Origin of the sequence: Thalassospira marina (genome assembly GCF_002844375.1) — a bacterium.
GTDB lineage: Bacteria > Pseudomonadota > Alphaproteobacteria > Rhodospirillales > Thalassospiraceae > Thalassospira > Thalassospira marina.
In genome coordinates, this window is the sequence record NZ_CP024199.1 from 1,301,859 (window position 1) to 1,321,204 (window position 19,346).

31 protein-coding genes are annotated in these 19,346 nt (G+C 55.6%); all 31 read left to right on the forward strand.

Annotated elements, in window-relative coordinates:
- The first annotated feature begins 17 nt into the window (after positions 1-17).
- The 31 genes from tuf (at position 18) to CSC3H3_RS05970 (ending at position 19,327) form a co-directional block, all read left to right on the forward strand.
- The gene (gene tuf / locus CSC3H3_RS05820; RefSeq protein WP_101284269.1) at positions 18-1,208 is read left to right on the forward strand and encodes an elongation factor Tu; all 1,191 of its coding nucleotides are present in this window, start codon (positions 18-20) and stop codon (positions 1,206-1,208) included.
- Positions 1,209-1,326: 118 nt separating this feature from the next.
- Positions 1,327-1,635, forward strand: a complete 309-nt coding sequence (rpsJ, locus tag CSC3H3_RS05825) for a 30S ribosomal protein S10 (protein WP_007091508.1) — start codon at positions 1,327-1,329, stop codon at positions 1,633-1,635.
- 16 nt (positions 1,636-1,651) lie between these two features.
- Positions 1,652-2,365 (forward strand): 50S ribosomal protein L3, encoded by a 714-nt coding sequence (rplC, locus tag CSC3H3_RS05830; protein WP_101269345.1) that lies wholly within the window; start codon positions 1,652-1,654, stop codon positions 2,363-2,365.
- 5 nt (positions 2,366-2,370) lie between these two features.
- On the forward strand, positions 2,371-2,991 hold the full coding sequence (gene rplD, locus CSC3H3_RS05835; protein ID WP_101269347.1) for a 50S ribosomal protein L4: 621 nt from the start codon (positions 2,371-2,373) through the stop codon (positions 2,989-2,991).
- Positions 2,988-3,290 (forward strand): 50S ribosomal protein L23, encoded by a 303-nt coding sequence (locus tag CSC3H3_RS05840; RefSeq protein ID WP_073953852.1) that lies wholly within the window; start codon positions 2,988-2,990, stop codon positions 3,288-3,290. Before rplD ends, CSC3H3_RS05840 begins: the two co-directional genes overlap by 4 nt.
- 4 nt (positions 3,291-3,294) lie before the next feature.
- Complete coding sequence (gene rplB / locus CSC3H3_RS05845) at positions 3,295-4,122, forward strand: 50S ribosomal protein L2 (protein ID WP_101269349.1); 828 nt, start codon at positions 3,295-3,297, stop codon at positions 4,120-4,122.
- A 16-nt stretch (positions 4,123-4,138) separates the two neighbouring features.
- Entirely contained in the window at positions 4,139-4,417 is a 279-nt protein-coding gene (gene rpsS / locus CSC3H3_RS05850; RefSeq protein ID WP_008892178.1) for a 30S ribosomal protein S19, read from the forward strand.
- 2 nt (positions 4,418-4,419) lie between these two features.
- Positions 4,420-4,800 carry a 50S ribosomal protein L22 gene (rplV, locus tag CSC3H3_RS05855; RefSeq protein WP_073953854.1) on the forward strand — a complete coding sequence of 127 codons (381 nt, stop codon included), beginning with the start codon at positions 4,420-4,422 and terminating at the stop codon, positions 4,798-4,800.
- Positions 4,800-5,486: a 30S ribosomal protein S3 gene (rpsC, locus tag CSC3H3_RS05860; protein ID WP_101269351.1), complete on the forward strand. Its 687-nt coding sequence runs from the start codon at positions 4,800-4,802 to the stop codon at positions 5,484-5,486. Before rplV ends, rpsC begins: the two co-directional genes overlap by 1 nt.
- Before the next feature lie 12 nt (positions 5,487-5,498).
- On the forward strand, positions 5,499-5,918 hold the full coding sequence (gene rplP / locus CSC3H3_RS05865) for a 50S ribosomal protein L16 (protein WP_073953856.1): 420 nt from the start codon (positions 5,499-5,501) through the stop codon (positions 5,916-5,918).
- Between the two features lie 6 nt (positions 5,919-5,924).
- Positions 5,925-6,125: a 50S ribosomal protein L29 gene (gene rpmC, locus CSC3H3_RS05870; RefSeq protein ID WP_073953857.1), complete on the forward strand. Its 201-nt coding sequence runs from the start codon at positions 5,925-5,927 to the stop codon at positions 6,123-6,125.
- Positions 6,126-6,151: 26 nt separating this feature from the next.
- On the forward strand, positions 6,152-6,385 hold the full coding sequence (gene rpsQ / locus CSC3H3_RS05875; protein ID WP_101269353.1) for a 30S ribosomal protein S17: 234 nt from the start codon (positions 6,152-6,154) through the stop codon (positions 6,383-6,385).
- Between the two features lie 34 nt (positions 6,386-6,419).
- Positions 6,420-6,788 (forward strand): 50S ribosomal protein L14, encoded by a 369-nt coding sequence (gene rplN, locus CSC3H3_RS05880; RefSeq protein ID WP_085585086.1) that lies wholly within the window; start codon positions 6,420-6,422, stop codon positions 6,786-6,788.
- On the forward strand, positions 6,788-7,105 hold the full coding sequence (gene rplX, locus CSC3H3_RS05885; protein WP_101269355.1) for a 50S ribosomal protein L24: 318 nt from the start codon (positions 6,788-6,790) through the stop codon (positions 7,103-7,105). The genes rplN and rplX overlap by 1 nt, the downstream gene beginning before the upstream one ends.
- An 11-nt stretch (positions 7,106-7,116) precedes the next feature.
- A complete protein-coding gene (gene rplE, locus CSC3H3_RS05890) occupies positions 7,117-7,656 on the forward strand; it encodes a 50S ribosomal protein L5 (RefSeq protein ID WP_101269356.1) in 540 nt (179 codons plus the stop codon).
- A gap of 13 nt (positions 7,657-7,669) precedes the next feature.
- Positions 7,670-7,975, forward strand: a complete 306-nt coding sequence (gene rpsN, locus CSC3H3_RS05895) for a 30S ribosomal protein S14 (RefSeq protein WP_101269358.1) — start codon at positions 7,670-7,672, stop codon at positions 7,973-7,975.
- 12 nt (positions 7,976-7,987) lie between these two features.
- A complete protein-coding gene (gene rpsH, locus CSC3H3_RS05900; RefSeq protein WP_101269360.1) occupies positions 7,988-8,386 on the forward strand; it encodes a 30S ribosomal protein S8 in 399 nt (132 codons plus the stop codon).
- 14 nt (positions 8,387-8,400) lie between these two features.
- Positions 8,401-8,934 carry a 50S ribosomal protein L6 gene (gene rplF / locus CSC3H3_RS05905; RefSeq protein WP_101269362.1) on the forward strand — a complete coding sequence of 178 codons (534 nt, stop codon included), beginning with the start codon at positions 8,401-8,403 and terminating at the stop codon, positions 8,932-8,934.
- An 11-nt stretch (positions 8,935-8,945) separates the two neighbouring features.
- Positions 8,946-9,293 (forward strand): 50S ribosomal protein L18, encoded by a 348-nt coding sequence (gene rplR / locus CSC3H3_RS05910; RefSeq protein ID WP_101269364.1) that lies wholly within the window; start codon positions 8,946-8,948, stop codon positions 9,291-9,293.
- Positions 9,294-9,304: 11 nt separating this feature from the next.
- Positions 9,305-9,892, forward strand: a complete 588-nt coding sequence (gene rpsE, locus CSC3H3_RS05915; RefSeq protein WP_101269366.1) for a 30S ribosomal protein S5 — start codon at positions 9,305-9,307, stop codon at positions 9,890-9,892.
- Positions 9,893-9,898: 6 nt separating this feature from the next.
- Positions 9,899-10,093 (forward strand): 50S ribosomal protein L30, encoded by a 195-nt coding sequence (gene rpmD / locus CSC3H3_RS05920; RefSeq protein ID WP_101269368.1) that lies wholly within the window; start codon positions 9,899-9,901, stop codon positions 10,091-10,093.
- Between the two features lie 28 nt (positions 10,094-10,121).
- Complete coding sequence (rplO, locus tag CSC3H3_RS05925; RefSeq protein ID WP_101269370.1) at positions 10,122-10,610, forward strand: 50S ribosomal protein L15; 489 nt, start codon at positions 10,122-10,124, stop codon at positions 10,608-10,610.
- A gap of 81 nt (positions 10,611-10,691) precedes the next feature.
- Positions 10,692-12,038, forward strand: coding sequence for a preprotein translocase subunit SecY (gene secY / locus CSC3H3_RS05930; protein ID WP_101284271.1), 1,347 nt, complete (start codon positions 10,692-10,694; stop codon positions 12,036-12,038).
- Between the two features lie 32 nt (positions 12,039-12,070).
- On the forward strand, positions 12,071-12,715 hold the full coding sequence (locus tag CSC3H3_RS05935) for an adenylate kinase (RefSeq protein ID WP_101269374.1): 645 nt from the start codon (positions 12,071-12,073) through the stop codon (positions 12,713-12,715).
- Between the two features lie 121 nt (positions 12,716-12,836).
- On the forward strand, positions 12,837-13,205 hold the full coding sequence (gene rpsM / locus CSC3H3_RS05940) for a 30S ribosomal protein S13 (protein ID WP_101269376.1): 369 nt from the start codon (positions 12,837-12,839) through the stop codon (positions 13,203-13,205).
- Between the two features lie 15 nt (positions 13,206-13,220).
- Entirely contained in the window at positions 13,221-13,613 is a 393-nt protein-coding gene (gene rpsK, locus CSC3H3_RS05945; protein ID WP_101269378.1) for a 30S ribosomal protein S11, read from the forward strand.
- Positions 13,614-13,732: 119 nt separating this feature from the next.
- Complete coding sequence (locus tag CSC3H3_RS05950) at positions 13,733-14,749, forward strand: DNA-directed RNA polymerase subunit alpha (protein WP_073953872.1); 1,017 nt, start codon at positions 13,733-13,735, stop codon at positions 14,747-14,749.
- A gap of 173 nt (positions 14,750-14,922) precedes the next feature.
- Positions 14,923-15,351 (forward strand): 50S ribosomal protein L17, encoded by a 429-nt coding sequence (gene rplQ / locus CSC3H3_RS05955; protein ID WP_101269380.1) that lies wholly within the window; start codon positions 14,923-14,925, stop codon positions 15,349-15,351.
- A 436-nt stretch (positions 15,352-15,787) separates the two neighbouring features.
- Complete coding sequence (locus CSC3H3_RS05960) at positions 15,788-17,209, forward strand: DegQ family serine endoprotease (protein ID WP_245881299.1); 1,422 nt, start codon at positions 15,788-15,790, stop codon at positions 17,207-17,209.
- A gap of 96 nt (positions 17,210-17,305) precedes the next feature.
- Positions 17,306-18,619: a replication-associated recombination protein A gene (locus CSC3H3_RS05965; RefSeq protein WP_101286116.1), complete on the forward strand. Its 1,314-nt coding sequence runs from the start codon at positions 17,306-17,308 to the stop codon at positions 18,617-18,619.
- Positions 18,620-18,721: 102 nt separating this feature from the next.
- Positions 18,722-19,327: an FMN-dependent NADH-azoreductase gene (locus tag CSC3H3_RS05970; protein ID WP_101284273.1), complete on the forward strand. Its 606-nt coding sequence runs from the start codon at positions 18,722-18,724 to the stop codon at positions 19,325-19,327.
- Positions 19,328-19,346 lie beyond the last annotated feature (19 nt).

Consider the following 19,346-nt stretch of genomic DNA (forward strand, 5'->3'; position numbering starts at 1 on the left):
AATAAACGGAGTTTAAAATGGCTAAAGAAAAATTTGCGCGTACAAAGCCGCACGTCAACGTTGGCACCGTCGGCCACGTTGACCACGGTAAAACCACGCTGACCGCAGCGATCACCAAAGTTCTTGCAGAGCAGGGCGGTGCATCGTTCCAGGACTACAGCATGATCGACAAAGCACCGGAAGAGAAAGCTCGTGGTATCACGATCTCGACCGCGCACGTCGAATATGAAACCGAAAACCGCCACTATGCGCACGTCGATTGCCCGGGCCACGCTGACTATGTGAAGAACATGATCACCGGTGCTGCCCAGATGGACGGTGGCATTCTCGTTGTTTCGGCTGCTGACGGCCCCATGCCGCAGACCCGTGAGCACATCCTGCTTGCACGCCAGGTTGGCGTTCCGGCACTGGTCGTGTTCATGAACAAGGTTGACCAGGTTGACGACGAAGAGCTGCTCGAACTCGTCGAAATGGAAATCCGCGAACTTCTGTCTTCCTACGACTTCCCGGGCGACGATATTCCGATCGTCAAGGGTTCGGCTCTTGCTGCACTTGAAGGTCGTGATGACGAAATCGGCAAGAACGCGATTCTCGAGCTGATGAAAGCCGTTGACGATTACATCCCGGCTCCGGATCGTCCGAAAGACCGTCCGTTCCTGATGCCGATCGAAGACGTGTTCTCGATTTCGGGTCGTGGTACCGTTGTTACCGGCCGTGTTGAAACCGGTATCGTCAAGGTTGGTGAAGAAGTCGAAATCGTCGGCATCAAAGCAACCGTTAAAACCACCGTTACCGGCGTTGAAATGTTCCGCAAGCTGCTCGACCAGGGCGAAGCTGGCGACAACATCGGCGCGCTGCTGCGTGGCACCAAGCGTGAAGACGTCGAACGTGGCCAGGTTCTGGCACATGTTGGCTCGATCAACCCGCACACCAAATTCCAGGCAGAAGCCTACATCCTGACGAAGGATGAAGGTGGCCGTCACACGCCGTTCTTCTCGAACTACCGTCCGCAGTTCTACTTCCGTACGACTGACGTGACCGGTTCGATCGAACTGCCGGAAGGCACCGAAATGGTGATGCCGGGCGACAACGTTCAGATGACCGCCACCCTGATCGCGCCGATCGCGATGGACGAAGGTCTGCGTTTCGCAATCCGTGAAGGCGGTCGTACCGTCGGCGCGGGCGTCGTTGCCAAGATCATCGAATAATTTTCCTTGATCTTTGTGTCGCGGGCGGCTACATAAGCCGCCCGCGATACTTTTTGCGGCAATCGTCAACTCCAGTTGAGGGGCCGGTGTCCTTTTGAGGGCTCCGGTACATAATTACATGGATAGTCAGAACATTCGCATTCGCCTGAAGGCGTTTGACCATCGCGTGCTGGACCAGTCCACGCGCGAGATCGTCAATACGGCGAAGCGCACTGGCGCAGAGGTCCGCGGCCCGATTCCGCTGCCGACCCGCATTGAGAAATACACTGTTCTGCGGTCTCCGCACATTGACAAAAAGTCACGTGAACAGTTCGAAATCCGTACGCACAAGCGTCTTCTCGACATTGTCGACCCGACTCCGCAAACCGTTGATGCTCTGATGAAGCTCGACCTTGCGGCCGGTGTTGACGTCGAGATCAAGCTTTAATCGGGAGTAAGCCGCAATGCGTAGTGGACTTATTACCCAGAAAGTCGGCATGACCCGCATCTTCACCGATGAGGGTGTGCATATTCCTGTGACCGTCCTGAAGGTTGATAACCTGCAGGTCGTTGCAAACCGTACCAATGATGTCGACGGTTACGTCGCCGTACAGCTGGGTTACGGCAAGGCAAAAGTTAAAAACGTATCGAAGCCGATGCGTGGTCACTTTGCCAAAGCAAAAGTCGAACCGAAAGCCAAGCTCGTCGAATTCCGCGTCAGCGAAGACGGCCTGATTGAAGTTGGCGCTGAACTTTCAGCCGCTCACTTCCTCGAAGGTCAGTATGTTGACGTTATCGGGACCTCGATCGGTAAAGGTTTTGCCGGTGCGATGAAGCGTCACAACTTCGGTGGTCTGCGTGCGTCGCACGGTGTGTCTGTTTCGCACCGTTCGCATGGTTCCACTGGTCAGTGCCAGGATCCGGGCCGCGTCTTCAAAGGTAAGAAGATGGCTGGTCACCTCGGTGCTGCCCGCGTCACCGTTCAGAGCCTGAAGGTCGTTTCGACCGACGCTGACAAAGGTCTGGTTCTGGTTCACGGTGCTGTTCCGGGTCACCAGGGCGCCTATGTCCTTGTCAAGGATGCCGTGAAACGCGCTGCACCGGAAGGTCTGCCGTTCCCGGCCGCGCTTAAGGGTGCTGCCCCGGTTGCTGAAGCTGCCGCCGAGGATAAGGAATAAGCATCATGAAGCTCGACGTATTGAACCTGGACGCTTCCAGCGCCGGCAACATTGATCTTGCAGAAGAGATCTTCGGCCTGGAAGTTCGTCGTGACATTCTTCACCGCATGGTGACCTGGCAGCTGGCGAAACGCCGTGCCGGTACCCACAAGGTTAAAGAAAAAAGCGAAATCTCTGCGACCACGAAAAAGTTCGTTCGCCAGAAGGGCAGTGGCGGTGCACGTCACGGTTCCCGCAAGGCCGTTCAGTTCCGTGGTGGTGGTGTAGCGCATGGTCCGCGCGTTCGTGACCATTCGCACGATCTGACCAAGAAATTCCGCAAGCTCGCGCTGAAAACCGCTCTGTCGGCCAAAGCGAAAGACGGCAAGCTTGTCGTCCTCGACAGCGCGGATTTCTCGGAATCCAAAACCAAGGCTCTGGCCGTTGCTTTTAACAAGCTCGGTTGGAAATCGGCACTCATCATCGACGGTGCATCGGTCAACGAAGGTTTTGCTCGCGCAGCGCGCAACATCCCGCAGATCGACGTTCTGCCGCAGGTTGGTGCCAACGTCTATGACATCCTGCGCCGTGACACCCTGGTGCTGACCAAGGGTGCGGTCGAAGCGTTGGAGGCACGTCTCAAATGACGATCATCAGCAAAGAGCGGATGTACGAAGTCATCCGCGCCCCGCATATTACTGAAAAGTCGACGCTGATTTCTGAACACAACGCTGTTGCGTTCAAAGTCGCTATCGACGCCACCAAGCCGGAAATCAAGGCTGCTGTGGAAGGTCTGTTCGGGGTGAAGGTCAAGGCGGTTAACACCTCAGTGGTGAAAGGCAAGACCAAGCGTTTTCGTGGTACTGCCGGCCGTCGGAGTGATTTCAAGAAAGCGATGGTTACCCTCGAAGAGGGTCAGTCCATCGACGTGACGACGGGAATCTAAGACAATGGCTTTGAAGAAGTTTAAACCAACATCTCCTGGTCGCCGTCAGCTGGTTCTTGTCGATCGCTCCGATCTCCACAAGGGCAAGCCGATCAAAGCGCTGACCGAAGGTCTGCGCAAGAAAGGCGGCCGTAACAACGCAGGTCGTATCACTGCCCGTCGTATCGGTGGTGGTCACAAGCGTCGTTACCGTATTATCGACTTCAAACGTAACAAGTTTGATGTTGTCGGTACGGTCGAACGTCTGGAATACGATCCGAACCGTACGGCGTTCATCGCCCTGGTTCGTTATTCCGACGACGAACTGGCCTACATCCTCGCACCGCAGCGTCTCGCAGTTGGCGACCAGATTGTCGCTTCCGACCGCGTAGACATCAAGCCGGGTAATGCCGCACCGCTGAAGAATATTCCGGTCGGTACCATCGTCCATAACGTCGAACTGAAAGCCGGTAAAGGTGGTCAGGTCGCACGTTCGGCAGGCGCCTATGTGCAGCTTGTCGGTAAGGACCAGGGTTACGCCCAGCTGAAGCTGTCCTCCGGTGAAGTGCGTTTGGTTCGTGGTGAATGCATGGCAACGATTGGTGCCGTGTCCAACCAGGACCAGCAGAATACGAATCTTGGTAAGGCTGGCCGTAATCGCTGGCTTGGCAAGCGTCCGTCGGTTCGTGGTGTTGCCATGAACCCGATCGATCACCCGCATGGTGGTGGTGAAGGCCGTACTTCGGGTGGTCGTCACCCGGTTACGCCTTGGGGCAAGCCGACCAAGGGTAAACGCACCCGCTCGAACAAAAAGACTGACGCGCTCATCATGCGCCGTCGTCACAAGAGCTAACGGAGGAGGCTAGACAATGGCGCGTTCCGTTTGGAAGGGTCCGTTTGTTGACGGATACCTTCTTAAGAAAGCCGATACAGTCCGTGCCTCTGGCCGGAATGAGGTAATTAAGACCTGGTCGCGGCGCTCGACGATTCTGCCGCAGTTCGTAGGCCTCACTTTTGGGGTTTACAATGGCCAGAAGTTTCTTCCGGTACTCGTGACCGAAGACATGATTGGTCACAAGTTCGGTGAATTCTCGCCGACCCGGACCTATTATGGTCATGCGGCCGACAAAAAGGCGAAGAGGAAGTAACGATGGGTAAGAAAGCTGACATCCGTCGGCTGGCGGATAACGAGGCTGCGGCTTCGCTCCGGGCAGTACGCATTTCCCCGCGTAAGCTCAACCTCGTCGCCGAGTCGATTCGTGGTAAGAAGGCCGAAACTGCTTTGGCAGAACTGACCTTCTCCAACAAGCGTATTTCGAACGACGTCAAGAAGCTGCTGGAATCGGCGATTGCTAACGCCGAAAACAACCACCAGCTTGACGTTGACCGTCTGTACGTCAAGGAAGCGACTGTTGGTAAGGCATTTGTGATGAAACGCTGGCGTGCCCGTGCTCGTGGCCGCGTTGGCAAGATCATTAAGCCGTTCTCCAACATCCGCATCGTTGTTTGCGAACGTGAGGGGGCCGAGTAATGGGTCAGAAAGTTAATCCGATCGGCCTGCGCGTTGGCATCAACCGTACCTGGGACTCCCGCTGGTACGCCAACAAGGCTGATTTTGCCGGTCTTCTTCACGAAGACCTGGCGATCCGCAAATTCATCATGGAGCGCCTCAAGCAAGCTGGCGTTGCCAAGGTGGTTATCGAACGTCCTGCGAAGAAAGCCCGTATTTCGATCCACAGCGCCCGTCCGGGTGTTGTGATCGGCAAGAAGGGCCAGGACATCGAAAAGCTCAAGAATGATCTGCAGAAGCTGGCAAATGCCGAAGTGCAGGTTAACATCATCGAAATCCGCAAGCCGGAAATCGATGCCAAGCTGGTCGCTGACAACATTGCCCAGCAGCTTGAGCGCCGCGTTTCCTTCCGTCGCGCCATGAAGCGGTCGGTTCAGAATGCCATGCGTCTCGGCGCTGGTGGTGTTCGAATCAACGCTGCAGGGCGTCTCGGTGGGGCTGAAATTGCTCGTACCGAATGGTATCGTGAAGGTCGCGTTCCGCTGCACACTCTGCGTGCGGATATCGATTATGGCACTTCGGAAGCACACACCACCTATGGTGTTTGCGGTCTGAAGGTCTGGATCTTCAAGGGCGAAATCATGGCTCATGATCCGTTGGCTTCCGAGCGCCGTGCGCTCGAGTCGGCTGGTTCAGGCCGTAAGTAAGGAGATAGAAAGATGCTTTCTCCGAAACGCACAAAGTTCCGTAAAGCCCACAAGGGACGCCTGAAAGGCGAAGCAAAAGGCGGTACGGATCTTAATTTCGGCGCTTATGGCTTGAAAGCGTTGGAACCGGAGCGTATAACGGCGCGTCAGATCGAAGCGGCTCGCCGCGCGATCACCCGTCACATCCGCCGTCAAGGCCGGGTGTGGATCCGCGTTTTTCCGGATCTTCCGGTTTCGCAAAAGCCTGCTGAAGTTCGTCAGGGTAAAGGTAAGGGTTCTGTCGAATATTGGGCAGCCCGCGTCAAACCCGGCCGGATTATGTTTGAACTTGACGGTGTTCCGCTGGATCTTGCACGTCGTGCTTTCGAGCTCGCTTCGGCAAAATTGCCGATCAAGACCAAGTTTGTCACGCGTCTTGGTGAAGGGGAGTAATTGGTGATGAAAGTTGCTGATCTCCGCGCTAAAAGCGCTGATGAGCTGAAGGAAATGCTGCTCGATCTGCGGAAGGAATCGTTTAATATGCGGTTCCAGCAGGCGACCGGGCAGTTCGAGAATACTGCGCGGGTCCGTCAGGTCCGTCGTGATATTGCCCGCATCAAAACCCTTCTCGGTAACGAGAAGGGTGCGAGCGCGGCCTAACAGGACACGCATAGGAGTTAAGACACATGCCGAGGCGTGTATTGCAGGGGACAGTCGTTTCGACCAAAAACGACAAGACTGTGGTGGTCCGTGTGGAACGCCAGGTCATGCACCCGCTGTATAAAAAGTACGTGCGCAAGTCGAAGAAATTCCACGCGCATGATGAAGAGAACCGCTTCAAGACGGGTGACGTCGTTCGTATTCGCGAATGCCGGCCGATCTCGAAACTGAAGTCTTGGGAAGTAGTGGTCGAGGATTGAGTCCTCAGCCCAATTATAGTCAAGGGGTAAACCCATGATCCAGATGCAGTCCAATCTGGACGTCGCCGACAACAGCGGCGCTCGCCGTGTCCAGTGCATCAAGGTGCTGGGCGGCTCGAAGCGTAAAACCGCCAATGTTGGTGATGTTATCGTGGTTTCCGTCAAGGAAGCCATCCCGCGCGGTCGTGTAAAGAAGGGTGCAGTCCACAAGGCTGTTATCGTTCGTACCGCAAAGGAAATTCGCCGCTCTGACGGGTCTGCGATCCGTTTCGACCGTAACGCTGCCGTGTTGATCAACAACAATGGTGAGCCGATCGGTACGCGTATTTTTGGCCCGGTAACCCGTGAACTTCGTTCGCGTGGTTACATGAAGATCATTTCGCTCGCTCCGGAGGTGCTGTAATGGCTGCCAAAATTAAAAAGGGTGATCGCGTTATTGTTCTGACGGGCAAAGACAAGGGTAAAACCGGCGAAGTCATCGCCGCTTTCCCTGCCGAAGACAAGGTTCTGGTCCAGGGCGTGAATCTGGTGAAACGTCACCAGCGCGCAACTGGCGCCGATACCGGTGGCATCGTCGAGAAGGAAGCGAAAATCAACGTTTCCAACGTCGCGATTGTTGATCCTAAAGAAAACAAGCCGACCCGCGTCGGTTTCAAGACCCTCGATGATGGTCGCAAGGTTCGCGTTGCGAAGCTCAGCGGCGAAGTCATCGACAACTGAGGGACGGAAAAATGACGCGCCTGCGCGAACATTATAAGTCAGTGGTGCGTGACGCACTCCAGAAAGAATTCTCTTACGAGAATGTGATGGAGATTCCGCGCCTCGAAAAGATCGTGATCAATATGGGTGTCGGCGACGCCACCCAGGATCGCAAAAAGCTGGAAGGTGCAGCTGCGGACCTCGCAGCCATCACCGGTCAGAAACCGATCTTCACCAAAGCGAAAAAGTCCGTTGCGGCTTTCAAGCTGCGTGAAGGTATGAACATCGGTTGTAAAGTGACCCTGCGTCGCGACCGTATGTTCGAATTCCTGGATCGTCTGGTAACGATCGCGCTGCCGCGCGTTCGTGACTTCCGCGGTCTGAACAAGAAATCCTTCGACGGTCGTGGCAACTTCGCCATGGGCCTCAAGGAGCAGTTTGTTTTTCCTGAAGTCGAATATGACAAAGTCGATTCGGTCCGCGGGATGGACATTATCATTTGTACCACGGCTAAGTCCGACAGCGAAGCTCTTGCCCTTCTTAAGGGTTTTGATCTTCCGTTCGGAAACTAACGGAGGTTGGCCCATGGCCAAGAAAAGTTCTGTACAGCGCGAACTTAAACGTGAGCGTCTGGCAAAGCAGTATGCCAACAAGCGTGCTGCCCTGAAATCGATCATTGCCGATCGCGAGACTTCTTTTGAAGAACGTGTCGTAGCTGTGATGAAACTTGCCCAGCTGCCGCGCAACTCGGCACGGAACCGTCAGCGTATTCGCTGCGCGGTTTCCGGTCGTCCGCGTGGTGTCTATCGTAAATTCCGCCTGTCCCGTATCGCTCTGCGTGAACTTGCTTCGCGTGGCCAGATCCCGGGCATGGTGAAGTCGAGCTGGTAAGGAGGACATCACATGTCTATGACTGATCCCGTAGGCGATATGCTCACGCGTATCCGCAACGGTCAGCGCGTTGGCAAGTCCAACGTTGTCTCGCCGGCTTCAAAGCTGCGCCTTGGCGTTCTGGATGTTCTCCAGCGCGAAGGGTTTATCCGTGGCTATTCTGTCAGTGAAATTCGCAAAGGCGTCAGCGAGATTGCCATTGAACTCAAATATTTTGAGGGCACTGGTGTAATCAAGCAGATCGACCGCGTCTCGACCCCGGGTCGTCGCGTATACTCGAAGATCAAAGATCTTCCCAAAGTATATAACGGCCTCGGTATCGCAGTTCTTTCTACCCCGAAGGGTGTTCTTTCGGACCAGGAAGCTCGCGAGCAAAATGTCGGCGGCGAAATCCTCTGCAAGGTATTCTAAGGAGAGGGCCAACGATGTCGCGAGTAGGAAAAAATCCGGTGGCCGTGCCTAGCGGCGTGTCCATCAACCTGACCGAAGCAGCAATCAGCGCAAAGGGCAAGCTCGGTGAGCTCTCCCTCAACCTGACCTCGGACGTAACCGTTACCCAGGAAGACAATCAGCTCTGGGTAAAGCCGAACAATGACAGCAAGCGCGCTCGCGCGCTTTGGGGTACCACCCGCGCCAATATCGCCAATCTGGTGGCAGGCGTGTCGGAAGGTTTCACCAAGAAGCTGGAAATTACCGGTGTTGGTTACCGTGCACAGGTGCAGGGCAACAAACTGGTTCTGCAGCTTGGTTTTTCACATGACGTAGAAATGGACATTCCGTCCGGTCTTTCTGTCGTCGCCGAAAAGCCGACCCTTATCGCCATTTCTGGCGCAGATAAACAGCTCGTTGGTCAGTTTGCGGCAAATGCCCGCGGCTGGCGCGGTCCGGAGCCTTACAAAGGCAAGGGTGTCCGTTACGAAGGCGAGTATATCTTGCGCAAAGAAGGCAAGAAGAAGTAAGGACTGGCACGATGAACAACGCGAGAAACCTTTTCGAACGTCGCAAACGCCGCGTTCGTTTTGCGATCCGCCAAAAAGCGGCCGGTCGCCCGCGCCTCAGCGTGCACCGTTCCAACGCACATATCTATGCTCAGATTATCGACGATCTCGCTGGCAAGACCATTGCCTCGGCTTCGTCTGCTGAGAATGGTGCGAAGGGCGGTAACGCCGAAGCTGCTGCGCTTGTCGGTAAAGCCATTGCCGAACGTGCTGTTGCCGCTGGTGTAAAAACGGTCGTTTTCGATCGTGGCGGGTATTTGTTCCATGGCCGGGTGAAAGCTCTGGCCGATGCCGCCCGTGAGGGCGGTCTGGACTTCTAAGGAGCACGACCATGGCACGTAATCAAAATCAGCCGCAGCAGGCGCCGAAAAACCGTGAAGAGACCGAACTCGTAGACAAGCTGGTTGGTATCAACCGCGTCGCGAAAGTGGTCAAAGGCGGTCGTCGCTTTGCTTTCTCCGCAATGGTTGTCGTTGGTGACCAGCGCGGTCGCGTCGGATACGGCACGGGTAAAGCCCGTGAAGTTCCGGAAGCGATCCGCAAGGCTACCGAAGCAGCCAAGCGCAACATGATCCGCGTTCCGTTGCGCGAAGGCCGTACCCTGCATCATGACATCAATGGTCATTTCGGTGCAGGTCGCGTTCTCCTTCGTTCGGCTCCGGCCGGTACCGGCATCATCGCCGGTGGTGCAATGCGCGCAGTGTTCGAAACGATGGGTGTTCAGGACGTGGTTGCCAAGTGCACCGGTTCGAACAACCCGCACAACGTCATCCGTGCAACCCTCGACGCTCTGGTCAATGGTGCTTCACCGCGCCAGGTAGCTGCCAAGCGCGGTCTGAAGGTTGGCGATATCGTTGCCCGTCGCGATAGCGGTTCTGCTGCAGCTAACGCTGCTGCTGCTGCCCTCGAAAAGGAGTAATCCGATATGGCTGCTAATAAAAAAGCGACCGTTCGCGTTACCCAGATCGGGTCGCCGATTGGCCGTCCGGACGATCAGCGTGCTACGCTGGTCGGTCTTGGTCTCAACAAGATGCACCGGACTCGTGAGCTGGAAGATACTCCGGCTGTTCGCGGAATGATCGCCAAGGTCAAGCACCTCGTCCGTGTGGACGAGGCCTGATTGGCCCAGATCGAAAAGGTGTTGATTGATGAAACTCAACGAACTTGCTGATAACCCGGGTGCCCGCAAAGCGCGTACCCGTGTTGGTCGCGGCATTGGTTCGGGCAAAGGCAAAACTTCTGGCGCAGGTCAGAAGGGTCAGAAGTCCCGTTCCGGCGTAGCGATTTACGGTTTTGAAGGCGGGCAGATGCCGATCTATCGCCGTCTTCCGAAGCGTGGCTTTAAAAACCCGTTCCGCAAGGAATATGGCGTTGTGAACCTGGGTACCCTTCAGACTGCCGTTGATAACGGTGTTCTCGAAGAAGGTGCAAATGTCACCATCGCTCTCCTCGTGGAAAAAGGCCTGGCCCGTCCTCAGAAAGACGGCCTGCGTCTGCTCGGTAAGGGCGAACTTAAGGCGAAACTCGCTATCGAAATCACCGGTGCTTCCAAGTCGGCTATCGAAGCCGTCGAAAAAGCTGGTGGCTCGGTAACGGTTCTTGCTCCGGCTGCTGCCGAAGAAGAAACCGCAGAGTAAGCCTCTGTAACGACGTGAGGGTCCGGTTCCATCTTGCATGGGCCCGGACCCTCCGGTTTTAGTGTATTGGGAGATGAGTGCATGGCATCGGCCGCCGAGCAGCTTGCCGCGAACCTGAACTGGTCGTCTTTTTCCAAGGCGACTGAGCTTAAAAAGCGTATCTGGTTCACTTTGGGGGCGCTTATTGTTTACCGTCTGGGAACCTATATTCCCGTTCCTGGCGTGGATCCGTCCATTCTGGCCGATATTTTCCGGCAGAATGCGGGTGGTGTCCTTGGCATGTTCGACATGTTCGCAGGTGGCGCATTAAGCCGCATGACGATCTTTGCTCTGAACATCATGCCCTACATCTCGGCTTCAATTATTATCCAGTTGATGACCACCGTTTCGCCCACTCTTGAGCAGTATAAAAAAGAGGGCGAGCAGGGTCGCAAAAAGATTAATCAATATACCCGCTATCTTACGGTTGTTATTGCGACCGTTCAGGCATGGGGCATTGCTGTTGGTCTTGAAAGCATGTCGGGTTCTGCCGGCGCTGCCGTTCATGATCCGGGCATGTTCTTCCGTCTTATTGCTGTTGTAACGCTGGTTGGCGGTACAATGTTCCTGATGTGGCTGGGCGAACAGGTGACCCAGCGTGGTATCGGTAACGGTATTTCGCTGATCATTTTCACCGGGATCGTTGCCAACCTGCCGCGTGCCATTGCCGGCACCCTGGAACTGGGCCGCACCGGTGCGCTTTCCGCGCTGGTCATCGTTGCAATCGTCGTGATGGCTGTTGCCGTTATCGCCTTCATCGTTTTCATGGAACGCGCACAGCGCCGGGTGCTTATTCAGTATCCGAAACGCCAGGTTGGCATGAAGGTCATGGAAGGCCAGAGCTCGCATCTGCCGCTCAAGATCAACACCGCCGGTGTGATCCCGCCGATCTTTGCAAGCTCGCTTCTGCTGATGCCGCTTTCGGTTGCACAGTTCACTGCAGGTGCCGATGCGCCGGCATGGCTGACCAGTGTGACTGCCGTTCTGGGCCGTGGACAGCCGCTTTATATCGCGCTTTACATCGCTCTGATCGTGTTCTTCTCGTTCTTCTATACCGCTGTTGTCTTCAATCCGGACGACACGGCCGACAATCTCAAGAAGCATGGTGGCTTCATTCCGGGCATCCGTCCGGGCAAGAACACCTCTGCCCATCTTGACTTTATTCTGACCCGCCTGACGGTTTTGGGTGCCGCGTATCTGGCTTTTGTGTGTATTCTGCCGGAATTGCTGATCGCGGAATGGTCGGTGCCATTCTACTTTGGTGGTACTAGCTTGCTGATCGTTGTCACGGTAACCATGGATACTGTTGCACAGATTCAGTCGCACATGCTGGCCCACCAGTATGAAGGCCTGATCAAGAAATCGAAACTGCGCGGACGCCGCCGCTAAGACTGGCGCCGCGCGACTATCAGGGGGTAACGATGAACATTATCCTACTTGGCCCGCCCGGTGCCGGCAAAGGGACCCAGGCCAAGCGGCTTGAAACAGGTCGCGGGATGATTCAGCTTTCGACCGGCGACATGCTGCGTGCAGCAGCTGCCGCCGGTACCGAACTTGGCAAAAAGGCCAAGGAAGTCATGGATGCAGGCAAGCTTGTATCTGACGATCTGATGATCGGTCTGATTTCCGAACGTCTTGACCAGGATGACACCAAAGGTGGTTTTATTCTGGACGGTTTTCCACGCACCACAGCCCAGGCGGAAGCCCTGGATGTGATGCTGGAACAAAAGGGCCTTGTTCTGGATTACGTGATTGAACTGCGTGTTGACGATGCTGCCCTTGTGCGCCGTGTTGTTGGCCGTTATACCTGCGCCAAATGCGGCCAGGGTTATCACGACGAATTCCAGAAACCCAAGGTCGAAGGTGTTTGTGACGTATGTGGCAGCACCGAATTTAAACGTCGCGCAGACGACAACGCCGAAACGGTCACGTCCCGACTGGAAGCCTATCACAGGCAGACAGCACCTATCATTCCTTACTATGAAAAGGAAGGTAAGCTGAAAACAGTTGACGGCATGGCTGAAATCGACGAAGTTACGCGCGAGATTGAAGCCATCCTGGGGTAATTTCCCGGGCTGGTCGTTTATTGCTTTGCGGGTTGGCGCATGCTGGCCCGCTTTGCATCTGCGATTGGCCCAAAAGGATCTGCCTTAGGGTTTGTTAATCAGGAAACAGGAGTCTCACACAGTGGCTCGTATTGCTGGCGTAAACATCCCGACCGCGAAGCGCGTCGAGATTGCGCTTACCTACATCACCGGTATTGGTCCGGCGAAAGCTAAAGAAATTTGCTCGAAAGTTGGCATCGAATCGCACCTGCGTGTTCACCAGCTGAGCGACGACCAGGTTCTTCGTGTTCGCGAAGTCATCGACGCTGATTACGTCGTTGAAGGTGACCTGCGCCGTGAAGTCGCAATGAACATTAAGCGTCTGATGGATCTGGGCTGCTACCGCGGTCTGCGTCATCGTCGTGGTCTCCCGGTGCGCGGTCAGCGTACCCACACCAATGCCCGCACCCGTAAGGGCCCGGCTAAGCCGATTGCTGGCAAGAAGAAGTAAGGTAGGGGAACGACAATGGCAAAAGCACCTCAGACTCGTGTGCGTCGCCGCGAGCGTAAGAATATTACGAACGGCATTGCGCATGTGAATGCAACGTTCAACAACACCATGATCACCATCACCGACGTTCAGGGCAACACCATTGCCTGGTCGACTGCTGGTGGCATGGGTTTCCGTGGTTCGCGTAAATCCACGCCTTACGCAGCACAGATCGCTGCTGAAGACGCTGGCAAAAAAGCTGCTGAACACGGCATGAAAACTCTTGAAGTCGAAGTCAAAGGTCCGGGTTCAGGGCGTGAGTCGGCTTTGCGTGCACTGCAGGCAGTCGGCTTTACCATTACGTCGATCAAAGACGTAACGCCGATCCCGCACAATGGTTGCCGTCCGCGCAAGCGTCGTCGCGTCTAATCGCGCCGATCTGCGGACGACCCGCGTATTAGGCCCGGGCAACCGGGCCTGTTCGCGTTTCTCGTTGGGGTGAATTTCACCTCACATTACCCTAGGCTCCAGTTGCGAAGGTGGGTCTCGTGATTCAGAAGAACTGGCAGGAACTGATTAAGCCGACGAAGCTTGATGTTACCCCGGGTACGGACGCCAGCCGCGTCGGTACGATCGTGGCTGAACCGCTGGAGCGCGGTTTTGGTCAGACCCTGGGCAACGCGCTGCGTCGCATTCTGCTGTCGTCACTCCAGGGTTCGGCAGTGACTGCAATCCAGATCGATGGCGTTTTGCACGAATTCTCGTCGATTCCGGGGGTCCGGGAAGATGTTACCGACATCATCCTGAACATCAAGACCCTGGGCGTGCGTATGCATGCTGAAGGTCCGAAGAAAATGACCCTGAAGGCGACCGGCCCTGGTGCCGTCACTGCAGGTCAGATTGAAACCGGTGCGGATATCGAAATCCTCAATCCGGGTCTTGAGCTGTGCCACCTTGATGATGGCGCCACGCTCAACATCGAATTCACCGTTGAAAACGGCAAGGGCTATGTTGCTGCGACTGCGCACCGCTCTGCCGATGCACCGATTGGTCTGATTCCGATCGATGCGATTTTCAGCCCGATCCGCAAGGTCGCCTACAAGGTTGAAAACACCCGTGTTGGCCAGGATACCGACTTCGACAAACTGTCGATCACCGTTGAAACCAACGGTTCGGTTACGCCGGAAGACTCGGTTGCCCTTGCTGCGCGCATCCTGCAGGACCAGTTGTCGCTGTTCGTGAACTTCGAAGAACCCGAAGCGGTTGTCGAAGAGAAGAAAGAAGACGAACTGCCGTTCAATAAAAACCTGCTGCGCAAGGTTGACGAACTTGAACTGTCTGTTCGTTCGGCAAACTGCCTCAAGAACGACAACATCATCTATATCGGTGACTTGGTTCAGAAGTCCGAAGCAGAAATGCTCCGTACCCCGAACTTCGGCCGTAAATCGCTCAACGAAATCAAAGACGTGCTGGCTCAGATGGGTCTGCATCTCGGGATGGAAGTTGGCGGTTGGCCGCCCGAAAACATCGAAGATCTGGCTCGCAAGTTCGAAGACCCGTTCTAAGACGGGCCTTCGGCCTTCGGGTCGATATGGAACGCGTTCTGCGGTCCAGCACAGGGTGAATAACCCTGCCGGGCATAGTTGCCCACACCGTACGTGCATGACCTGGTTTCAGGGTGGCGTTACGGTTTCACAATCGGTTTCGCGCGCGAAGCCAAGCCAGAAGGAGAGTACCCATGCGTCACGGTATGCACGGCCGTAAACTTAATCGGACGAAGTCCCATCGTAAGGCAATGTTTGCCAACATGGCTGTTTCGCTGATCACTCACGAACAGATCAAAACGACTCTTCCGAAGGCCAAAGATCTTCGCCCGTATGTCGAAAAACTGATTACGCTGGGCAAGCGGGGCGACCTGCATGCACGCCGTCAGGCACTTTCGACCCTGCGTGACGAAGCAGCTGTTTCCAAGCTGTTCGGTGATATCGCTGAACGCTACAAAGAACGCAGTGGTGGTTACACCCGTGTTCTTAAAGCTGGCTTCCGTTACGGCGATGCGGCTCCGGTAGCACTGATCGAACTCGTCGATCGTGATCCGGAAGCAAAAGGTGCGGCTGACCGCGCCCGCCTCGAAGCAGAGGGCGAAGCCGAAGGTTCGGACGAATAAGTCCAACGCCTTGGCCTAAGAAACGGACGGGTGGTGCTTCGGCACCGCCCGTTTTTTTATGCCCGATTGGTGCCGGGCAGGGGGAGGCACCTGGTTGGTCGGCGGAACAGTTGAGAACGCGGGCGTGCATGAAGCCGGGATTTGGCGGTGTTTCAGGCTGTTTCCGATATGGCTTTTCCTGCCGGTTCCGGGGTTGTCTGATGTCGGTGGTTGCAGGCGCAGGGAATTGGGCCTAAATGTGTTGGGTCCCATGGTTTTCGACCCGTCCCTGTCCTTCCGGTGTGGTCCTTCATCGCGTCGCTTTCCCGCATGAATGAACACTAAATCCATAACATGCTGTCTTGCAGTTCAAACAACCGGTAAAATCGGCACGGCGGGGTGAAAACCACCCATCTCAAGCATGGAAGAGAGAAACGTGCAGGCAAAAAAGATCGGAATGTTCGCACTGGTACTGTCAATGGGGATGGCAGTGCTGGCAGGGGGATTAAACCATCAGGCATCCGCATCCGAGCGGCGATTGCCCACCAGCGATGCCGAAATAAAGATGTCGTTTTCACCGCTGGTCAAGCAGACAGCGCCAACGGTTGTGAACATCTTTACCAAAAAGGTCGTCACCTCGCGTCCGGCCAATCCTTTTATGAATGATCCGTTTTTCAACCAGTTCTTTGGCAACCGGTTTGGTGGCGCGTTCGGTGCGCCGCGCCAGCGTGTAGAGCGGTCTTTGGGGTCTGGCGTGATTGTTTCGCCCGATGGCACAATTGTTACCAACCGCCATGTTATTGACGGTGCCAGCGAAATTCGCGTGGTGCTGCATGACCGCCGCGAATTTGATGCAACCCTGGTGGGTGCCGATGAACGGACCGATCTTGCTGTTCTGAAATTGCAGGATGTCCATGATGCGTTGCCAACCCTGAAACTTGGCGATTCCGATGATGTGGAAGTTGGCGATCTGGTGCTGGCTATTGGTAACCCATTTGGGGTGGGGCAGACGGTTACCAGCGGGATTGTATCGGCACTGGCGCGTGCAGGTGTGACCGGGCAGGATTATCAATCCTTCATTCAGACAGATGCGGCCATTAACCCCGGCAATTCCGGTGGTGCGCTGATCGATATGAAAGGTGATCTTATTGGTGTGAACTCGGCGATTTTCACCAAATCGGGCGGGTCCAACGGCATCGGTTTTGCCATTCCCGTCAATATGGTCAAGGTCGTGATGCGTGGCCTGATCAGTGGTGATCTGCGCCGTCCGTGGCTTGGTGCCTCGGGGCAGACAGTAACTGCCGATCTGGCCCGCTCGCTTGATCTTGAACGCCCCGGTGGCGTGTTGATCAATGCGGTACATCCGCAAAGCCCGGCCAGCCGTGCAGGCCTTAAGGCCGGTGATGTTGTCGTGGCGGTTAACGGGCTTGAGGTGGATGACCCCAACAGCCTGCGTTTCCGTGTTGCGACACTGGAGCCAAGTGGCGACGCTGTACTGACGATTATCCGTAATGGCAGCAGCCAGGATGTATCGGTCCCGCTGGAAGTGGCACCGGAAACCCCGGCACGGGAAGAAACCAGCATTGATGGCCGCAACCCGTTTGGCGGGGCCAAGGTTGCCAATGTAAATCCGGCATTGGCCGACGAACTGGGTATTGATACGCTGATTACTGGTGTGATCGTGCTGGATGTTCCAGGCAACAGCCTGGCGCGCCAGGCCCGCCTGAAACCGGGCGACCTGATTACCGAGATCAACAAAACCCGCATTGGCAGTGTCGCCGATTTGAAGGCTGCGTTGCGCAAGGGTGAAAAGGGCCGTAACTGGTCCATCGCGGTAAAGCGGGATGGTAAAATCCTGACCGCAGATTATACCCTGTAACAGAACAATCGGGGTATTCCGGCGTTATAAGCCGCCGGAATACCCCACAATCTGCTGTAATTGCAGATGACGGGTGCGAAAGGTTATAAGGCAGGCATGGTATCTTTATTTGAAAGTCAGGTTGCCCGCCCGCTGGCAGACCGTTTGCGCCCCAAAAAACTGACCGAAGTTGTCGGGCAGGATCATCTTTTTGGGGATGACGGCCCGCTAACCCGCATGACACAGACGGGGCGTGTGCCTTCTGTCATTTTGTGGGGGCCGCCTGGTTGCGGCAAAACCACACTGGCTCGCCTGATGGCCGATATTGCCGATATGGCATTTGAGCCTTTATCAGCAATTTTTTCCGGTGTTGCCGATCTGCGCAAGGTGTTTGACCGTGCACGTGGCCGCCGGGCGACCGGGGCCAGCACGCTGTTATTCGTTGATGAAATCCATCGTTTTAACAAGGCCCAGCAGGATAGTTTCCTCCCCTATGTTGAAGATGGCACCATCACCCTGATTGGTGCGACAACGGAAAACCCGTCCTTTGAGCTGAATGCCGCCCTTCTGTCGCGAAGCCAGGTTCTGGTTTTAAAACGCCTTGATGACCCGGCACTGGAAGAGCTGCTTAAACGCAGCGAAGGCGAAATGGGGTTTGACCTGCCCTTAACCGGCGAGGCCCGCACAACCCTGCGCGCCATGGCCGATGGCGACGGGCGATATCTGTTAAACATGGCTGAAGAACTGTTCATGCTGCCTGCCAGCGATGACGGCCCCCTTGGCGTGGCAGAGCTTTCACGCGTTATTCAAAAACGCATGCCGATTTATGACAAAGGCGATGACAGCCATTACAACCTGATCAGTGCTTTGCATAAATCCGTGCGCGGGTCGGACCCGGACGCGGCCCTTTACTGGTATAACCGCATGCTGGTGGGCGGCGAGGACCCCAAATATGTTGCCCGCCGTTTATTGCGCATGGCGATCGAGGATATTGGCCTGGCCGACCCGCAGGCACAGCAGATTTGCCTGGGGGCCTGGCAAAGTTATGAACGGCTGGGCAGCCCCGAAGGCGAACTGGCACTGGGGCAGGCGGTGATTTACCTTGCCCTGGCGCCCAAATCCAATGCCGGATACAACGCCTATAACCATTCTGCCCGCATCGCGCGCGATACCGGCTCGCTAACACCTCCGGCCCATATCCTGAATGCCCCAACAAAGCTGATGAAGGAAATTGGCTATGGTCAGGGCTATGCCTATGACCATGATCAGGAAGATGGTTTTTCCGGGCAGAATTACTTTCCCGAAGGCATGCGCCGGCAACAGTTTTATGACCCGGTGGAACGTGGCTTTGAACGCGACTTGCGCAAACGGGTGGATTATTTCGCCAAATTGCGCCGCGAACGCCAGAAAAAATGTGGTGAAACGGATTAGTCCGTTTTGGGAAACAAATATGTGCGTAGTCAGTGGATAGTCCTGAATATGGAAATTGATATGGTGACGCCATAATAACCCATTCAGACTGGAGACTCTTTCATGAGCACCATTTTGCACATTGATCCGTCCGTAAACGGTGAAAATTCCAAAAGCCGCCAGCTTGCCCTGAAACTGATCGAGCGCATGAAAGCTGCTGATCCGTCGGCAACCGTTACCTCGCGCGTGCTTGATGCCAATGTCGCACCGGCCATCAATGGCGATGTCGTTGGCGCCTATTACACCCCGGCTGACAGCCGCAACGATGCACAGAAGGCCCTTCTGGCAACATCCGATACGCTGGTTGCCGAACTGCAGGCTGCTGATGCCGTTGTCATCGGTGTGCCGATGTATAACTTCGCCATTCCTTCCACGCTGAAAGCCTGGAACGACATGGTTGCCCGCGTTGGCGTCACCTTCAATTACACCGAAAACGGCCCGGTTGGCGCCCTTGGTGGCAAGAAGGCATATCTGGTTGTTTCCACCGGCGGCGTTCCGGTAAACAGCCCGGCTGATTTCGCAACCCCGTATATGAAACAGTTCCTGGCATTCCTTGGCATTACCGATGTCACCGTGATCGAAGCTTCGGGCTTTGCCGTTGATGCCGATAAGGCAATGGCGTCGGGTCTGGCCGGTGTTGAAGCCGCCGAACTGCCCAAAGCAGCCTGATCTTTCGGACTACGCATAA

What these genes read in the sequence shown, in the direction of transcription:
- tuf (WP_101284269.1), top strand. Translation starts at nt 18, where the DNA reads ATGGCTAAAGAAAAATTTGCGCGTACAAAGCCGCACGTCAACGTTGGC.
- rpsJ (WP_007091508.1), top strand. Translation starts at nt 1,327, where the DNA reads ATGGATAGTCAGAACATTCGCATTCGCCTGAAGGCGTTTGACCATCGC.
- rplC (WP_101269345.1), top strand. Translation starts at nt 1,652, where the DNA reads ATGCGTAGTGGACTTATTACCCAGAAAGTCGGCATGACCCGCATCTTC.
- rplD (WP_101269347.1), top strand. Translation starts at nt 2,371, where the DNA reads ATGAAGCTCGACGTATTGAACCTGGACGCTTCCAGCGCCGGCAACATT.
- CSC3H3_RS05840 (WP_073953852.1), top strand. Translation starts at nt 2,988, where the DNA reads ATGACGATCATCAGCAAAGAGCGGATGTACGAAGTCATCCGCGCCCCG.
- rplB (WP_101269349.1), top strand. Translation starts at nt 3,295, where the DNA reads ATGGCTTTGAAGAAGTTTAAACCAACATCTCCTGGTCGCCGTCAGCTG.
- rpsS (WP_008892178.1), top strand. Translation starts at nt 4,139, where the DNA reads ATGGCGCGTTCCGTTTGGAAGGGTCCGTTTGTTGACGGATACCTTCTT.
- rplV (WP_073953854.1), top strand. Translation starts at nt 4,420, where the DNA reads ATGGGTAAGAAAGCTGACATCCGTCGGCTGGCGGATAACGAGGCTGCG.
- rpsC (WP_101269351.1), top strand. Translation starts at nt 4,800, where the DNA reads ATGGGTCAGAAAGTTAATCCGATCGGCCTGCGCGTTGGCATCAACCGT.
- rplP (WP_073953856.1), top strand. Translation starts at nt 5,499, where the DNA reads ATGCTTTCTCCGAAACGCACAAAGTTCCGTAAAGCCCACAAGGGACGC.
- rpmC (WP_073953857.1), top strand. Translation starts at nt 5,925, where the DNA reads ATGAAAGTTGCTGATCTCCGCGCTAAAAGCGCTGATGAGCTGAAGGAA.
- rpsQ (WP_101269353.1), top strand. Translation starts at nt 6,152, where the DNA reads ATGCCGAGGCGTGTATTGCAGGGGACAGTCGTTTCGACCAAAAACGAC.
- rplN (WP_085585086.1), top strand. Translation starts at nt 6,420, where the DNA reads ATGATCCAGATGCAGTCCAATCTGGACGTCGCCGACAACAGCGGCGCT.
- rplX (WP_101269355.1), top strand. Translation starts at nt 6,788, where the DNA reads ATGGCTGCCAAAATTAAAAAGGGTGATCGCGTTATTGTTCTGACGGGC.
- rplE (WP_101269356.1), top strand. Translation starts at nt 7,117, where the DNA reads ATGACGCGCCTGCGCGAACATTATAAGTCAGTGGTGCGTGACGCACTC.
- rpsN (WP_101269358.1), top strand. Translation starts at nt 7,670, where the DNA reads ATGGCCAAGAAAAGTTCTGTACAGCGCGAACTTAAACGTGAGCGTCTG.
- rpsH (WP_101269360.1), top strand. Translation starts at nt 7,988, where the DNA reads ATGTCTATGACTGATCCCGTAGGCGATATGCTCACGCGTATCCGCAAC.
- rplF (WP_101269362.1), top strand. Translation starts at nt 8,401, where the DNA reads ATGTCGCGAGTAGGAAAAAATCCGGTGGCCGTGCCTAGCGGCGTGTCC.
- rplR (WP_101269364.1), top strand. Translation starts at nt 8,946, where the DNA reads ATGAACAACGCGAGAAACCTTTTCGAACGTCGCAAACGCCGCGTTCGT.
- rpsE (WP_101269366.1), top strand. Translation starts at nt 9,305, where the DNA reads ATGGCACGTAATCAAAATCAGCCGCAGCAGGCGCCGAAAAACCGTGAA.
- rpmD (WP_101269368.1), top strand. Translation starts at nt 9,899, where the DNA reads ATGGCTGCTAATAAAAAAGCGACCGTTCGCGTTACCCAGATCGGGTCG.
- rplO (WP_101269370.1), top strand. Translation starts at nt 10,122, where the DNA reads ATGAAACTCAACGAACTTGCTGATAACCCGGGTGCCCGCAAAGCGCGT.
- secY (WP_101284271.1), top strand. Translation starts at nt 10,692, where the DNA reads ATGGCATCGGCCGCCGAGCAGCTTGCCGCGAACCTGAACTGGTCGTCT.
- CSC3H3_RS05935 (WP_101269374.1), top strand. Translation starts at nt 12,071, where the DNA reads ATGAACATTATCCTACTTGGCCCGCCCGGTGCCGGCAAAGGGACCCAG.
- rpsK (WP_101269378.1), top strand. Translation starts at nt 13,221, where the DNA reads ATGGCAAAAGCACCTCAGACTCGTGTGCGTCGCCGCGAGCGTAAGAAT.
- rplQ (WP_101269380.1), top strand. Translation starts at nt 14,923, where the DNA reads ATGCGTCACGGTATGCACGGCCGTAAACTTAATCGGACGAAGTCCCAT.
- CSC3H3_RS05960 (WP_245881299.1), top strand. Translation starts at nt 15,788, where the DNA reads ATGTTCGCACTGGTACTGTCAATGGGGATGGCAGTGCTGGCAGGGGGA.
- CSC3H3_RS05965 (WP_101286116.1), top strand. Translation starts at nt 17,306, where the DNA reads ATGGTATCTTTATTTGAAAGTCAGGTTGCCCGCCCGCTGGCAGACCGT.
- CSC3H3_RS05970 (WP_101284273.1), top strand. Translation starts at nt 18,722, where the DNA reads ATGAGCACCATTTTGCACATTGATCCGTCCGTAAACGGTGAAAATTCC.